This window comes from Thauera sp. K11 (genome assembly GCF_002354895.1).
In the GTDB taxonomy this organism is placed as follows: Bacteria; Pseudomonadota; Gammaproteobacteria; order Burkholderiales; family Rhodocyclaceae; genus Thauera; species Thauera sinica.
The window spans coordinates 2195149-2208213 of sequence record NZ_CP023439.1 but is presented as its reverse complement, the minus strand read 5'-3'; the positions used below and the strand labels follow the sequence as shown (position 1 = coordinate 2208213).

The 13065-nt window shown below is 64.9% G+C and carries 20 protein-coding genes; 4 read left to right on the top strand and 16 right to left on the bottom strand.

Annotated elements, in window-relative coordinates; genetic code table 11:
• Positions 1-101: 101 nt before the first annotated feature.
• The 15 genes from CCZ27_RS09555 to CCZ27_RS23495 form a co-directional block, all read right to left on the bottom strand.
• Positions 102-341: a hypothetical protein gene (locus CCZ27_RS09555; protein ID WP_157748530.1), complete on the bottom strand. Its 240-nt coding sequence runs from the start codon at positions 339-341 to the stop codon at positions 102-104.
• On the bottom strand, positions 325-1521 hold the full coding sequence (locus tag CCZ27_RS09550) for a putative phage head morphogenesis protein (RefSeq protein WP_096447645.1): 1197 nt from the start codon (positions 1519-1521) through the stop codon (positions 325-327). Before CCZ27_RS09550 ends, CCZ27_RS09555 begins: the two co-directional genes overlap by 17 nt.
• 179 nt (positions 1522-1700) lie before the next feature.
• Positions 1701-3134, bottom strand: a complete 1434-nt coding sequence (locus CCZ27_RS09545; protein ID WP_096447643.1) for a hypothetical protein — start codon at positions 3132-3134, stop codon at positions 1701-1703.
• 109 nt (positions 3135-3243) lie between these two features.
• Complete coding sequence (locus tag CCZ27_RS24545; protein ID WP_269769096.1) at positions 3244-3375, bottom strand: hypothetical protein; 132 nt, start codon at positions 3373-3375, stop codon at positions 3244-3246.
• A complete protein-coding gene (locus CCZ27_RS09540) occupies positions 3375-3686 on the bottom strand; it encodes a hypothetical protein (RefSeq protein WP_157748529.1) in 312 nt (103 codons plus the stop codon). The genes CCZ27_RS24545 and CCZ27_RS09540 overlap by 1 nt, the downstream gene beginning before the upstream one ends.
• A gap of 7 nt (positions 3687-3693) precedes the next feature.
• A complete protein-coding gene (gene terL, locus CCZ27_RS09535) occupies positions 3694-5151 on the bottom strand; it encodes a phage terminase large subunit (protein WP_096447639.1) in 1458 nt (485 codons plus the stop codon).
• Positions 5148-5717, bottom strand: coding sequence for a phage protein Gp27 family protein (locus CCZ27_RS09530; RefSeq protein WP_096447637.1), 570 nt, complete (start codon positions 5715-5717; stop codon positions 5148-5150). The genes terL and CCZ27_RS09530 overlap by 4 nt, the downstream gene beginning before the upstream one ends.
• Complete coding sequence (locus tag CCZ27_RS09525) at positions 5717-6028, bottom strand: hypothetical protein (protein WP_096447635.1); 312 nt, start codon at positions 6026-6028, stop codon at positions 5717-5719. Before CCZ27_RS09525 ends, CCZ27_RS09530 begins: the two co-directional genes overlap by 1 nt.
• Before the next feature lie 12 nt (positions 6029-6040).
• Positions 6041-6409 (bottom strand): hypothetical protein, encoded by a 369-nt coding sequence (locus tag CCZ27_RS09520; protein ID WP_096447633.1) that lies wholly within the window; start codon positions 6407-6409, stop codon positions 6041-6043.
• 295 nt (positions 6410-6704) lie between these two features.
• Positions 6705-7790 carry an IS5 family transposase gene (locus tag CCZ27_RS09515; RefSeq protein ID WP_096445332.1) on the bottom strand — a complete coding sequence of 362 codons (1086 nt, stop codon included), beginning with the start codon at positions 7788-7790 and terminating at the stop codon, positions 6705-6707.
• 72 nt (positions 7791-7862) lie between these two features.
• Positions 7863-8102 (bottom strand): hypothetical protein, encoded by a 240-nt coding sequence (locus tag CCZ27_RS09510; RefSeq protein WP_096447631.1) that lies wholly within the window; start codon positions 8100-8102, stop codon positions 7863-7865.
• Positions 8099-8710, bottom strand: a complete 612-nt coding sequence (locus CCZ27_RS09505) for a lysis protein (protein WP_096447629.1) — start codon at positions 8708-8710, stop codon at positions 8099-8101. The genes CCZ27_RS09510 and CCZ27_RS09505 overlap by 4 nt, the downstream gene beginning before the upstream one ends.
• Positions 8707-9342: a transglycosylase SLT domain-containing protein gene (locus tag CCZ27_RS09500; RefSeq protein ID WP_198363306.1), complete on the bottom strand. Its 636-nt coding sequence runs from the start codon at positions 9340-9342 to the stop codon at positions 8707-8709. Before CCZ27_RS09500 ends, CCZ27_RS09505 begins: the two co-directional genes overlap by 4 nt.
• A gap of 3 nt (positions 9343-9345) precedes the next feature.
• Positions 9346-9732 carry a putative holin gene (locus CCZ27_RS09495; RefSeq protein ID WP_096447627.1) on the bottom strand — a complete coding sequence of 129 codons (387 nt, stop codon included), beginning with the start codon at positions 9730-9732 and terminating at the stop codon, positions 9346-9348.
• A 503-nt stretch (positions 9733-10235) separates the two neighbouring features.
• Complete coding sequence (locus CCZ27_RS23495) at positions 10236-10499, bottom strand: hypothetical protein (protein ID WP_157748528.1); 264 nt, start codon at positions 10497-10499, stop codon at positions 10236-10238.
• 115 nt (positions 10500-10614) lie between these two features.
• Here CCZ27_RS23495 and CCZ27_RS09490 point away from each other — a divergent pair.
• Positions 10615-11420 (top strand): IS5 family transposase gene (locus CCZ27_RS09490; protein ID WP_096451997.1). Its coding sequence is split into 2 segments (ribosomal slippage): positions 10615-10963 and positions 10963-11420, totalling 807 coding nucleotides; the frame shifts between segments, so codons are not numbered across the junction.
• Between the two features lie 48 nt (positions 11421-11468).
• Here the strand turns inward: CCZ27_RS09490 and CCZ27_RS09485 are convergent.
• Positions 11469-11966: a helix-turn-helix domain-containing protein gene (locus CCZ27_RS09485; protein WP_096447625.1), complete on the bottom strand. Its 498-nt coding sequence runs from the start codon at positions 11964-11966 to the stop codon at positions 11469-11471.
• Between the two features lie 76 nt (positions 11967-12042).
• Here CCZ27_RS09485 and CCZ27_RS09480 point away from each other — a divergent pair, with 76 nt between their 5' ends.
• Genes CCZ27_RS09480 through CCZ27_RS09470 form a run of 3 tightly spaced genes read left to right on the top strand, consistent with a single transcriptional unit; the run spans position 12043 to position 13060 of the window.
• The gene (locus CCZ27_RS09480; RefSeq protein ID WP_096452375.1) at positions 12043-12255 is read left to right on the top strand and encodes a DNA-binding protein; all 213 of its coding nucleotides are present in this window, start codon (positions 12043-12045) and stop codon (positions 12253-12255) included.
• Between the two features lie 17 nt (positions 12256-12272).
• Positions 12273-12758 (top strand): hypothetical protein, encoded by a 486-nt coding sequence (locus CCZ27_RS09475; protein ID WP_096447623.1) that lies wholly within the window; start codon positions 12273-12275, stop codon positions 12756-12758.
• Positions 12755-13060 (top strand): helix-turn-helix domain-containing protein, encoded by a 306-nt coding sequence (locus CCZ27_RS09470; protein ID WP_096447621.1) that lies wholly within the window; start codon positions 12755-12757, stop codon positions 13058-13060. The genes CCZ27_RS09475 and CCZ27_RS09470 overlap by 4 nt, the downstream gene beginning before the upstream one ends.
• Positions 13061-13065 lie beyond the last annotated feature (5 nt).

Genomic DNA, 13065 nt, shown 5'->3' with positions numbered 1-13065 from the left:
TGATCCGGGCCGGCCGGCGCGGGATCACGCAAAACGTTTTGCTATCGCACAAAGCAAACGCCCCGCTCGGGGCGGGGCGTCGGGGAGCCGGGCAACGGCAGTCAGGCCGTGAAGGGTGTCCTCAGCAGACCTTCGATGTCGTAGCCGGCAAGCCCGATGTCGGCCAGCGGCACGCCGTAGGCATTCGCGTTGGCAGCCAGGCGCGAGAGCACCTGATAGGCCAGCAGCGCATCGGTCGTACCCGTATTGGCCTCACCCTCGGTTTTCAGCAGCTCGACCGTCTCGCGCAGGCAGTACACGGCCGCCGAGTATTTCGCCCTGGATTCATCCTTCGTTGGCATCGCGATGTCCCTCAACAACCATGATCTGTTCGCGCGCATCCTCGACCTCGCTGCGCCACTTTCGTATCAGGCCCTGCTGATACTGCGGCGAGCGCTGCGCCCAGTCGGGCACAACCGCTGCCGGATTGGCCAGCTTGGCCTGGTGCGCTTCCATGCGCCGCGTCTGCGCCGCGATCGCCTTGCGCCACTGGTTAGGCCCCTGCTCCTGCAGCACGCCGATCAGGCCGGCGTGCTTGCCGCCAGCCAGCGCGCGACCGTAGATCGCCCGACCCTCATCCAGTGTAGCAGCCACGCTGGACCGCCGGGCAGCGGGTGCGGCCGGCGCGCGCATCCGCTCCAGCGCTGCCTGGGCACGCTCAGCCTCGGCCACAGCCTCTTGCTCCTTGGTGTCGATGATGGTGCGTACGTAGCCGGGCACCACGGGCACCGAGACGCAACCGCAGTTGATGCGATGCCTGGCCGGCGCGGTCGGGTCGTGCGGGTGCATCATCTTCACGGCGCCGCCCTCGAGGTCGAAGGGCTGGTCGACATCGCGCACCTGATTGTGGATCGCCACGTGCTCGAGGCGCGGATGCAGCTTGCCCGACTTGACCCAGCGCTTTTGCAACCCCGGCACTGTTTGCCCCCATTGCGCAAGGCGCAACTGGTTTGCGGTCGAGTACGCGGTGGCAAGCTCGGTGCGCACGATGCCAGTCGCGCGCTTGCGGGTTGACTCACCCAGCGTCTTCGTGATCGCTTGCACCGCGTCGAATGGCGTCTGCGTGCCGATCATCGTCAGCGCAAGCTGGTCGTTGATCGCGCCCATCGCCTCGAGCGTCGCGCCCTTGATCTTTTCCGTCGTGAACTCGCGCATGGCCTGCATCTGGCGGATGTTGAGTGCCGGCAGCGTCGCGCCCAGGCTGGGCGCTGCCATCACGCCATCGACCAGCGCCGCACCGGCGCTCCAGGCGGCGACCTGGCTCGCATCGGCCGCAAGTGCGGCCGCACCGGCCGTGTCGCCGAGCACGCGACGGATCTCCGCCTGCAGCAGCGGCAGTCGCCACTGCTGGTAGTCACTTGGCTGCGCAGCCAGGATCTGCGCGATCTCGTCGGCCGCGACGCCGAGTAGTCGCGCGATCTCGGCGGCCGTATCGTTGATGAGCCGCGTGCGGCCGCTGATGCCTTCGCGCGGGCCGCTCACTGCGGATAATCCTCGTCGTCGAACATCATCCCCAATGGGTGCGGGGCGTCGTCATGGACGATGACGCCACAGGCGTCTGGCGGCAGGTATCGTCCGCACACCACGCACCAATACCCTTCTTTGGCTTGCGCTGGCGTTGGCGGCGCTGCCTGCATGCCCATTTCAGCCGCGCGTCCAGGTCACGACGTCGCATTGGCGAGATCCGCACCAGTTGGGCCGGTGAAGGTGTCCGCCTCGGCGCGTTGGGCGGCAGCCGCGCGCGCCGCCTCCATCTCGGCCGCCGGGTCGATATCCACGCCCATCTGCGCCGCCACGACGGCAATGAGGGCTACGCCGGTCTCTTCCGTGATCCGGCCAGCCTCGATGGCCATGTTGACGGCGGTGACCACCTGCGCCAGGGCGCTGGCGTACTTCGTGGTATCGCGGCTCGTCATCTCGGGGAAGACGATCTCGATCACCAGGCGCGGATCGCCCGGCACCGGCTCCGACGCGCGCGCCAGGATGTGCTGGCGGATGACGTAGCGCGCCATCGTGCCCAGCATGTGCTTGACGTAGCGCTGGCGCATGGTGAACGCCTTGAGCGTCGGCTCAGCCATGCTCTCGCCCGTTGCGCGGTTGACGTCACCGCCGCCGCCGAACCAGTGTTCAGGGATCGTCGCGCCGCCGAGCACGTGGTTGCGGAAGAGCCGGCCCGCCGTGCTTGCGTCGGCCGCATCCAGCGACGGGCTGAGCGGCTGCCAGGTCTCGCTGTCGTTGTGTACGCGTACTGACCCAGGCGAGGGCGCGGAGATCCTCTTTGCCCGGTCCTCCACCTGCTCTTTCGTCGCACCGGCGAGCGTCACATCCCAGACAAACGCGCGCAGGAAGTTGTAGCGCTCCGCCTCGCCAAACAGAAATTGATCGTAGGCATCCACCCAGTCCGCCGGCGCGCGCAGGTCCGAGCGGCCGCGCGCGGACGTCGATAACGCGTTAACACAAAAGTAGAAGCACTCGCCATCGTCGAACGTCTCGCGAATCTTGCGGGTGCGCTCGGTGAATACATCATCCTCCGGACCGTTGATGATGATGCGGTACCGTCGAGTCTTGCCGTGCTTGTCGCGCGTCGTGACGATGCCGATCGGCTGCTCGGTATTGTCGGGATCGACCACCACGGTGGCGATCAGCGCCGGATCGAGATAGCCCAGCCGCACGTGGCCGTCGAATTCATTGACTGCCACCGGCCAGCACTGCTCACCGAAGAGCGCCAGCTCGCGCAGCTTTTTCTCGAGCTTGACGTCCAGCGCGTTGATCGGATCGTCCCACCAGCGCTCGATGACCTTCTGAATCGCCGGATCGGCCGCCTGCAACGACACGCCTTCAGCGAGCAGGTAGGCGAGCGGCAGCTCGATTAGCCGGTTTGCGAGCAGATTGGCGTCCCACAAGTAATACGCGGTCTCGCGCATCCGCGAGTGGTGCAGTGGCGAAAGGTCGCGCGAGGTGTCGCCCGACAGGCGCCGCCAACCCTCCTCGTCGTCGGCATCCACCGTCACGCCGGCCGCCTCGACCATGCGGCGCGGCGCAGATTCATCTTCGCCACCGACCCACCAGGACACGATCCGCTCAAACACACCCATTGCTCGACCTCATTCTTGCGCGGGAAAGCTTTTATAAAAGCCGTGGCGCGGTTTTCCTGATGCTGGACGTATCAGCGCAGGGGGAAGGGGTTTTCGGGGCGCCTGCGGCTTACGCCACGAGCAGCCGCAGCAGCGGCACCAAGATCGCGCCCCACAGCCACGGCAGGCCGATGGCCAGCGCCGCGCCAAGCGCTATCCCCGCCCCGATCAGCAGCCAGAACGCACCATTCAGATCACCCATCACACACCTCCGCCTTTGTAGTCATCCCCGAACAATTTTTGCCACTCGTCTTCCTGCAGCCGGTGCTGAGTGAGCAGTAGATCCTCGGCCTCACCTTTGCGCTCGATGGCCGCGGCATACTTCGCGAGCCACTCGGCCGCCGCCACGAATTCGTGCTCCTGGAACCACCGCCAGTTGAGGTCCCGATCGGAGACGGCCCAGCACTGCTTCATCGCCGCGGCCTGGCGCCGGCAAATCAGCTCGTCGCAGCACGATCGCGCATGGATGAGCTGACCGATGTTGAGCGAGGCGAGGTAGTCGGAGATGCTCACGGCAGATCTATCCATAGAGTCGATTCCAGCGTCTGCGTATGCGCAGTTCGTCAGGCGTTCCGACAAACGTCGGCCGTTGCGGCCGGTACGTGTTCTCGTCCGCTTCCACCGTTTCGCCGGCGGGTGGTTGCACGTTGTTCGATTCCAGGAAATTGAATGCACCAGACAGTGCATCCACCTGGTCGTCGTGCGCGCCCTTCGGGAAGTTTTCCAGCTCATCGAGGAATGCTTTGTTCCAGGCTCCGCGTATAAGGAATACGCGTCCAGCCTCCGCCATGCTGCTGACCGGCCGCGCGGCGGTCTCCTTGTCCGTTCGCTTGGGGACCGTGTGCACCTCAAACCCCGCGAGTTGGGTGATGTACATGTCCGCCTCGACCTTGCCGGCCTGCGCCGGGTCCTGCTCCAGGACTGCGGCGCAGCGCACGCTGTCCGCCCTGGTAGTTCCTTTGATGAGCTTCATCACGCCGGCAGGGCGTTTGCGATCGCGCGCAACGTGCCCCACGTAGTAGTTGCCCTCGCTGTCTTTGCCCAGCTTGACTCCGGCCGTGTAGTCCGGATCGGGATTCTGCGGGTTTGGCTCGGTTGCCGCGCGATCCCAGTAACGCACCCAGCGGCAATACTCCGGTGCGCGCTCTAGCACGCCAAACCACTCCGCCTTGAAATAATCACCAGCCGCCGGCCTGATCTTCCAGTTGCCGTTTTTGAGCTGCTCGCGCTCGACCAGCGGCAGCGCGTCCAGGTTGGACATGTACTTCGGGTCTTTCGCCATCCCGATCTTGTTGTCCTTGTAGCTCGACGCGATGAACGTCAGGCTCTTTGGCTCCAGATCGGGGTACTGGTCGCGCAGCTCTTCCGGGCTGTCCGCCCAGATCAGCTCATTGCGGTAGCGCACGAACCAGCGGATGACGCCGGAGCGCTCCGGGATTGCGTAGCCGGTTTCCTGGTCGATCCACCAGGCGATCAGCTCGGCGACGAAGCTGTCCGGGTCCGGGTTGGTCGTCGCGCGGATGTACGGCGCCACGCCCGAGTTCGACCGATTGCGCGAGAGCATGTACCAAAACTGACCGGCGGTGAAATGCGTCAGCTCGTCAAAGCCGATCATCGCGATCTGGCCACCCTGCCACTCGAACTTGGTCTTCTCGTGTTGCAGGTGCGCGAACGTGACTTTCGCGCCAGAAGGGAAGGCCCACGACAGGCTGGATGGCTTTGCGCCGAGCAGCGGATACAGCTCTTCAGAGGTATCCCACAGGCCGCCCTCGGCCGCCACTTGCGTGGTGGTCCGCCGGAAGATCACTGCGCCGAACTGCGGATTTTCGGAATGCCGCGTCGTCTCGAGCAGCAGCGCGAATGTCTTTCCGCCGAACGCCGCGCCGCCATAGATGACGATGTCGGCCGAGGAAGCAAGGAACGCCTCCTGCGGCCCCGGCTGCGGCCGGATCGTGACGCGCTCGGCGGCGTCGGTCATCGCCCGTTGTCCGGCAGGTAGATCTGCACGCGACTCGCCACCGCCGAGCCGATGCGCTCGGCCTGCTCGGCACTCAAGCCCTCAGCCTGCGCGCCGGCGATCGCTGCCGCCTTGGCCTCGGCCGCAAGGCGGGCGTTCACCTCGCCAGCCCAGCGGCTTTGATTCACCCGCGCCCGGCTGATGCGCGAAATCGACAGCGACACGCCTTTGAGCAGCTCGAGCCGCTCGGCCGCATCATCGGTATCAGCAACAGCTTCCAGGCCCTCCATGATCTCGTAGAGATCGTTCTGGACCATCGACATGACCGCCATCGAGCGGTTGTCCGCATCATCGGGCGCCACCAGCGCAATCTGGCGCGCACCCTCAGTCGCTGCGCTGATGCGATCCAGGCGTTGCTGCAGCTTCGAGCCAGAGCGCTGCAAACTGCTCTTGCCGATCGTGTAGCCGCGCTCTTGCACGAGGACTTCCAGCTCCTCGTATCCCGAGAAGCCGCGGCGCACCAGCTCGCGCTCAAACCATGCACGATCCTCCGGCGACATCTGGTCGACTTTGCTGCGCGGCGGCATCACAGGCTCCAGTACTTCTGGGGCCTCGCAATGCCGGGATCGCAGTCCACCGTGTACTCCACGACGTCCACGCCGCAGCGAGTGAGCCCAACCTGCCAACGGCCGTCCGGGTGCTTCTGCACTTCGGCCAGTTCGCGGTCGACCAGATAGTCGATCTCACGGCGCAGCTCCATTTGCGTCGCATCCGGATACTCGGCCTGCACCACGGACAGGACGATCCGCTCGAACGCATGGACCGGACGCGACTGGTTGAGCACCAGCATGATGATCCAGCGCATCGACTCGCGACGCACCTTCGCCACATCAACCATTTAACGCACCTCTCAAGGCCATGTTTCGAACCTCACAGCCAGGCCGTCGATCTTGGCCTCGATGACGGACTGACGCCGGATGTCGTCTTCTCGCAGCACGTAGGTGACAGGCAGCTCCGCTTTGAGGCTGAGCAGCTCGCGCTCGATGCGTACGGCTTCGCCGGTTGCCGTCTTGACCGCAGCCTCCAGTGCGCCGAAGCGATCATCCCAGTGCGACTTGCCCTCTTCGCGTGCCTTTTCCTGCGCGCCAAAGCGCTCGTCCAGGCGCCGCTCGACTTGCGCAAGCAGAATGCGGCCGCCAGTGAATGCCGCGCCAAAGAAGGCCAGCAGCAGGCCAGCCAGGAACGTGAGCAGTGCCCACAGCTCAATTTGGATTGTCATACCGCTCCGCCACGATCTCGTAATACGAAAAGGGTCCGTCCGTGCGCAGCAGCCGTCCGCCAGGCACGCCGCGGCCCTTAGCAGGGTGTTGAAAATCTCACCGTCACCTTCGGTTTCCAGTTGCCTGGGAAAAAATCGACGCGGAAAAGATCCGACCCGAGCCGCCCTGATGACGATTCCAGCCGCTTTTTCAGCCGATTGTGCAACTGCAATTCGGCAGCGCTCCCGTCGCTGCAAAGCCAACGTATTCAACAATCAAATGCCGCAATGCAAATGGCGCGATGGCGCCATCGGATTACGGCGCCAGCAAATTACCCAGCCGGGTCAGGTTGTAGGCGGCGAAATTGAGCAGCGCATGCGCGCGAATCGTTTCCAGGCCGCGTGCCATCAGACGGCGCAGCGTGCCGATGTCCTTGGCCCAGCCAAACGCCTCTTCGATCATCTTTCGACGACGCAGGCTGACCGCATAGCCTTCAGTGGCCTTGACCGCCACCGGCACGGCGCTGCCCTTGGTCTTGGCGGCAACGTGTGGCAGCACGCCCAGCGGCGTGAGGGCAGCGATGAACTCGGCCGTGTCGTAACCCCGGTCGGCCGCCAACGTCGGCTTGCGCATCGAGTCGGCCGGCTTCACGGTGCGCTTGACCATCACCAGCGCGGCGTCGCGCTCGGCGGTGCCCGTGGCCTGCGTGGTCTGTACATCGACGATCAGCCCGTTCCGGTTCTCTGCCAGCGCATGGGTCGTGAAGCTCAGGTAGGCGCCTGCGCCGCCCTTGCTGGCGAGCAAGGCCTCCGGGTCGGTGCGCGAGACGTGCGTCGCGTTCGAGCGCTTCTTGCCCCGGAAATCGACCTCGGGGTTGCGTCCCTGATCCGGTCCGGGCGGCACGTCCGAGCCATCGCGTGCGGCCAGGCTCTTGTGCGAGGCCCACGCCCGCAGCAGCGAACCGTCGACGCTGAAGTGCTCGTCCGAGATCAAATCGGCCCACTCGGCAATCGCCACCACGCCACCGAAGAATTCGCGCATCACGCTCTCCTTGAGCAGCCGCTCGCGATTGGCCGAGAACGTCGAGTGATCCCACACCGCCTCGTCCAGCGTCAGGCCCACGAACCAGCGATACATCATGTTGAAGTCGATATGCTCGACCAGAGCGCGCTCCGAGCGAATCGAGAACAGGCATTGCAAGAGCGATGCGCGCAGCAACCGCTCCGGGGCAATCGAGGGACGACCGCCTTCGGCATAAAGCGAATCGAAAGTCGGCGACATCGTGCGCAAAACCAAATCCGCCAGCGTCTTGATCCGACGCAACGGATGATCCAGGGCAATTCGGTCTTCGATATTGACGTAGCTGAACAGGGCGTGCTGTTTGTGGTCGGTGCCGCGCATGGGAATAATTGGTGTCGTAATGCGAACGTAATTATATCAGCCGTAGAGTCCGCACGGATGCAGGAAGGTCAATTAAATCAACATCCTGTTAGGGCGCTTGATGATCACCACGCGAACGCCGGAGGCCGCGAGCGCGCGGGCGATCTCACGCATGTCGCCGCGGGTGAGCTGCCCTTTTGCCGCCATGATCTCGGCGGCGCCGGCGTCGACGCGCGACACCGTGGCGACCGCCTTCGGTTCGTTGGCTGTCGCAAAGGATTCACCCGGCCGGTAGACGCGGATGACGCTGACGATGTGCTCGATGTGGATCACTGCCGTACCTCCCAGCGGTCGATCAGTCGATTGGCCTGGGCGGCATAGCCCTGACACCGGGAGCCGTAATCAACGATGTGGGCCAGGATGTCGGCGGGCGTGACGCCGGAATCGAGAAGTAGCCCGGCGTCAGCGCCGGCGGCGGCGATGGACGCCGAGCCAGTTCCGCCTCCAGGGGCGGCCGGATCGGCGCCGGACAGGTCGGCACCGATGGCGGCGTTGTAGTCGCGCAGCCAGCCGCGAGTAATGATGCAAGGAGGGATAGGGCGCAGGTCAGCACCCGGCGCCGGCTGGTATTGCGTTGTGACATCGCGGATCGCCGCTTGGAGGGATTTGCGCTCGGCTTCGAAGCCGGCGCGGTCGGCCTGCAGTTGTGCGGCCAGATCGTTGCCGCGCACTACCTCGGCGGCCAGCGCCTGGCGGGCGGCCTCGGCGGCGGCGGCCAGCTCGGTGACGGCCGACTCACGCTCGCGGGCATGCTCGCCCTGGATGCGCGCGATCCGGGCGTCGCATCGCGCCGTCGCGTAGCCGCCGCCACCGAGGGCGCCGAGGCTGGCCACGCCGATGATCAGCGCAACGGCTAGGATGAGGCGGAAAACGGGGCTCATGGCGTCACTCCCGGCCCCCAGGCGACGTAACGGGGTTGCAGCACCTGCAGGATTCGTACGGGATAGCCGAGGTTTTCCGGGCAATGGGAGGCGTGGCGCCGGGCCGTGCCGCATGCGGCATCGATCGCCGTGCGCGACCGCGACGCGGCATTGCGGGCCTCCGCCTGCCAGTGCCCGAGCCCACCGTTGTAGGCGCGCAGCGTCGCCCACATCCGGTCGTAGCCGCCTTCGAGGGAGGCGCGCTGCCACAGCCAGCGGTCGTACCCCACCAGGGCGCGTAGCGCCCACTTTGGGTTGCGGGGCTGGCAATCGGCAGGCGACATGCGGTGCAACTCGCACCACCAAGCCGCGGTTGCCGGCATGAATTGCGCCAGCCCATGGGCGCCGACCCGGCTCACCGCGTCCGCGCGCCAGCCGGATTCCTGATGCACCTGCGCCGCGAATACCGCGACAGGCGCATCCAGCCCCCACGCCGTATGCGCGGCACGCACCAGGTCGGCGCGGTGCTGCAGCGCCGCGTGCGGGATCTGCGCGGCCGCGTCACCCGGCCACAGCAGCACAGCCAGGACGACGAGACCGCCGACGACCAGGTCGAACACGAGCGCCGCCATCAATCCGCGGAAGACGTCCATCGCCTACGCCCCCAGCCCGACGCCGATTACCACGGCCGCAATGATCAGTGCCCGGCGCAGCATCGCCGCCGCGAACGCGACCGCCTGCTGCTTGCTGATCATCAACGGCACGTCCGGCGTGTCCAGACTCTCGCCCCAGCGGATCAGGTCATGCGGCCGCGCATACGGGAAGAGCGCCCGGTCCAGCCAGTAACCGAGCCATCCCGCGGTGGCGATGAGTGAGAGCTTGTACAGCGTGACCGGCAGCTGGTGCGGCGCGATCGCCACGATGGCCACGGCCAGCAGCAGCGAAACGTACAGCCAGCCCGACATGCGTGCGTGCAACAGCCGCCACGCGGCGGCGATACTTCGGTTCGACACGACAACCCCTTGGAATGACAACGCCGCCATGTTCGGCGGCGCTGCAGGGGTCGATCACGCAAAACGTTTTGCTATCTGGTCCGGATGATTACGCGTACGCGCGACATCATCCGGGCGGCGGGTCGGCCATGTCCGCCAGACAATCGTCCAATGCTTCATTCCAGCACCCAGCTCAGGCATTCAGCACGCTGTTCACGTAGCCGCGCCTGATGCTCCCTCGTCGCGGCACGCATATCCTGCCGCGCCTGCAAACGAGCGGCACCCCAATGCGCCAGCGCGGCCCCACTCAGGGCGAGCCTGCGGCAATCAGCGCGGTGATGGCCCCTTCCAGAATCAATCAAGCCCCTCGCTCTTCCAGCCAGTGCGTGCCCGGCCCACAGACGCCACATCCGGCCGCCACGACGACTTCCAGGTCCCGACGGACTGCCGGGCTATCTGGGAACCAGATGCCGCCGCTTAGCGGCTCACCGTGGTCGCCTTCGTGCAGGCCGGGCAGCCAGGCCACGCGTATTTCGATCATCTGATTGCCTTGTCTATCTGCCGTTGCACATATGCGTTGCAACGTCAGTCTCGCCGGAATCCGTCAGCACCATCCAACTCTCAACAACCTTCATGGCATAAAACGGCGTGAACCCTACATAAGCTCCGTAGCGATTCTTGCCGTTCACCTCTCCACAAAACGTTGTTTCACCAATCTGGCGAACGTCCCGAAACATCGCCGCATCGGGATCAAACATCTTGGCGCTCACAGCCGCAAGCGCCTCTTCTTCAATCGACTTTCCGCATCCTGCAAGCATAGCCAGGCACGCCACAGTGAGTACCCCTCTTAGAAGCTCTAACAAAATGATGAAATGGGCTGTTCACCCTTGATTTCATTTGTTAACCTCTGCCTTGTTTGTCGAGGCAGAGGAGATGGCGAAACCGATACTGGATGACGAATTGTGGGCGTTGATCGAGCCGCTGTTGCCGCCACCGAAGCCGCGCCGGGAACGGTATCCCGGACGCAAGCCGCTGGACGACCGCAAGGTGCTCACCGGCATCCTCTTCGTGCTGCAGTCGGGCATTCCTTGGGAGATGCTCCCCAAGGAGATGGGCTGCGGCTCAGGGATGAGCTGCTGGCGACGACTACGGAAGTGGCAGGAGGCCGGCGTGTGGGACCGCCTGCACGACGTGCTGCTTGCACGGTTGCGCGCTGCCGGCCGCCTCGATTGGTCTCGCGCCATCGTCGATTCCTCGTCCATACGCGCTGTGGGGGCCGGTCAAAAACAGGACCGAACCCCACCGATCGCGCTCGTCCAGGCTCCAAGCACCATCTCATCACCGAAGCGCAAGGCATCCCGCTGGCGGTGATCCTCACCGGTGCCAACCGCAACGACGTCACCCAGCTTCTCCCTTTGGTCGAGGCGATCCCGCCGATCCGTGGCAAGCGCGGCCGACCGCTGTCGAAACCCCGACTCGTGCAGGCCGATCGCGGCTACGACCACGACAAGTACCGCCGACCGCTCCACGCTGCAGGCATCACCACCCAGATCGCCCGCCGGGGCCAGCCGCATGGCAGCGGTCTGGGCAAGACCCGTTGGGTTGTGGAACGCACCTTGGGTTGGCTGCACAACTTTCGGCGATTGCGCATCCGTTTCGAGCGGCTGGCCATCATCCACGAAGCCTTTCTCGAGATAGCCTGCTGCATCATCTGCTGGCGGCAATTGCGAAAGGCATAACAGGCATTTTGTTAGCGCTTCTTATCCACAGACTACGGCGCTCCATTGTCATTTCCCTTGCCTGGATAGCACATCAATGATGTGCGCCGCCGCGGCCTGCGCCTCGGCTGAGCACTGGCGGAATTGCTGGATCATCTGCTGCTCGTCGACCGAGAGTCCATGTCCAGCATCATCCGCAGGCGGTTGATCAGGATGTACGTCGGCGCGCGTTTTTCGACCGCGAGCCGATGCCAATCGCGCCGCCGTGGCGCCCCTGGTTGCTTCATGCGCGCGCTCCGCATCGTTCTCGGCCCGCCATCGCAGTTCACCGGCCAGCATCACCAAGCGCGCGTCTGCGCTTTCTCCGGTAAGCACCCACTCCACGTCGATCCCGAGGTCTGGCCGGCGCTGCGCCAGCGCGCGTAGCTTGTCTTCCGGGAACAACCCACGCTTCTTCCGCCCAGCCAGCGCCGGCGGCGACAACCCGAGCAGAAGCGCAACGTCCTTGTCCTGCACGGTCCGCAACTGGTGCTTCAGTCGGGCCATCATGGCGTCGAAATTTTTCATGCATAACCCTTGACTGATTAATGAACGTTATCTAAATTAACGTTCATTAATTTCTTTTTTATTCGTCGGGATGAGCATGCAAACCAAAACCCCTCAAGAAGTCAAGGACGAATTCGCGGCGGCGGGCATCCCCGTCTCCTCGTGGGCCGACGAGCACGGCTATCGCCGTAGCGATGTGTACCGCGTACTGAACGGATTCTCTCCCTGCAAACGCGGCATTCCGCATGAGATCGCCGTAAAGCTGGGCATCAAGCCCACCCCGCGCGACCCGGCAGTCGCCTCCCGTTGATTCTACCGGAGCCCACCATGAGCACCTTCACCGTAACAACCCAGGGCGGAGTACACCTGCTGCGCGCATCCGAATATGTCTATGCCAAAGAACACGGCATCAGCGTGGACACGGTGCGCATCGGCACCAGTGCCCGGCCTGGCATCCGGCTGACACAGACCTTTGGCCACGCCACCTTCGGGCAAGAGATGACGGCCGACCTAGCCCGGGCGCTTGCCGCCGAGCTGCTGGCCAGCGCCGACGCGATCGATGCCGTGGTGGTCAAGCGCGACGTGCGCGCCACAGCCGTGGCGCGGGATACCCGCCGCCGCGCCACTGCGGATGCCGCGGAAATGGACGCGATCAGCGAGCGCGTGCGGGTGGCCGCGCGCGTCGCCGCGAAAAAGTCCCTGGGCGACGACAACCCCTGCTTCCGCACTGGCTACCTCGCAATGGCCATCGCCGAGGCCATCTATCACAACAGCGTCGAGTCGCTGCGCAGGCTGGTGAAGGAGGGCCAGTGAGCGAGCCCCACGTCAACGCCAGTCAGGTGCGCATCCTGAAGCTGATGGAGGTGCTGGCTGGCCATGAGATCACCGGCATGCACCTCAGAGATGCGGCGCGCCTGGCCGGCGAATCGGCGTCGACGACCTGTCGCGACCTGCAAGCGGCCGCGGCCGCCGGCTGGGTGCGGCGGGTCGATGACGTCCGCTACGCCCTGAGCCCCAGGCCCATCCAGTTGCTGACGCACTTTCTGTGGGCGCTCGAGGCAGCCAAGGCGCAGATCCAGGAAACCGAGCAACGTTACACGGCGACACCGCAATGACCCAC

Bases quoted from the DNA above. Each gene is read 5' to 3' on its own strand.
- CCZ27_RS09495 (WP_096447627.1), bottom strand. From the start codon at position 9,732: ATGGCGGCGTTGTCATTCCAAGGGGTTGTCGTGTCGAACCGAAGTATC.
- CCZ27_RS09520 (WP_096447633.1), bottom strand. From the start codon at position 6,409: ATGACAATCCAAATTGAGCTGTGGGCACTGCTCACGTTCCTGGCTGGC.
- CCZ27_RS09555 (WP_157748530.1), bottom strand. From the start codon at position 341: ATGCCAACGAAGGATGAATCCAGGGCGAAATACTCGGCGGCCGTGTAC.
- CCZ27_RS09505 (WP_096447629.1), bottom strand. From the start codon at position 8,710: ATGAGCCCCGTTTTCCGCCTCATCCTAGCCGTTGCGCTGATCATCGGC.
- CCZ27_RS23495 (WP_157748528.1), bottom strand. From the start codon at position 10,499: ATGCTTGCAGGATGCGGAAAGTCGATTGAAGAAGAGGCGCTTGCGGCT.
- CCZ27_RS09475 (WP_096447623.1), top strand. From the start codon at position 12,273: ATGAGCACCTTCACCGTAACAACCCAGGGCGGAGTACACCTGCTGCGC.
- CCZ27_RS24545 (WP_269769096.1), bottom strand. From the start codon at position 3,375: ATGGGTGATCTGAATGGTGCGTTCTGGCTGCTGATCGGGGCGGGGATA.
- CCZ27_RS09530 (WP_096447637.1), bottom strand. From the start codon at position 5,717: ATGCCGCCGCGCAGCAAAGTCGACCAGATGTCGCCGGAGGATCGTGCA.
- CCZ27_RS09480 (WP_096452375.1), top strand. From the start codon at position 12,043: ATGCAAACCAAAACCCCTCAAGAAGTCAAGGACGAATTCGCGGCGGCG.
- terL (WP_096447639.1), bottom strand. From the start codon at position 5,151: ATGACCGACGCCGCCGAGCGCGTCACGATCCGGCCGCAGCCGGGGCCG.
- CCZ27_RS09525 (WP_096447635.1), bottom strand. From the start codon at position 6,028: ATGGTTGATGTGGCGAAGGTGCGTCGCGAGTCGATGCGCTGGATCATC.
- CCZ27_RS09545 (WP_096447643.1), bottom strand. From the start codon at position 3,134: ATGGGTGTGTTTGAGCGGATCGTGTCCTGGTGGGTCGGTGGCGAAGAT.
- CCZ27_RS09515 (WP_096445332.1), bottom strand. From the start codon at position 7,790: ATGCGCGGCACCGACCACAAACAGCACGCCCTGTTCAGCTACGTCAAT.
- CCZ27_RS09485 (WP_096447625.1), bottom strand. From the start codon at position 11,966: ATGAAAAATTTCGACGCCATGATGGCCCGACTGAAGCACCAGTTGCGG.
- CCZ27_RS09500 (WP_198363306.1), bottom strand. From the start codon at position 9,342: ATGGACGTCTTCCGCGGATTGATGGCGGCGCTCGTGTTCGACCTGGTC.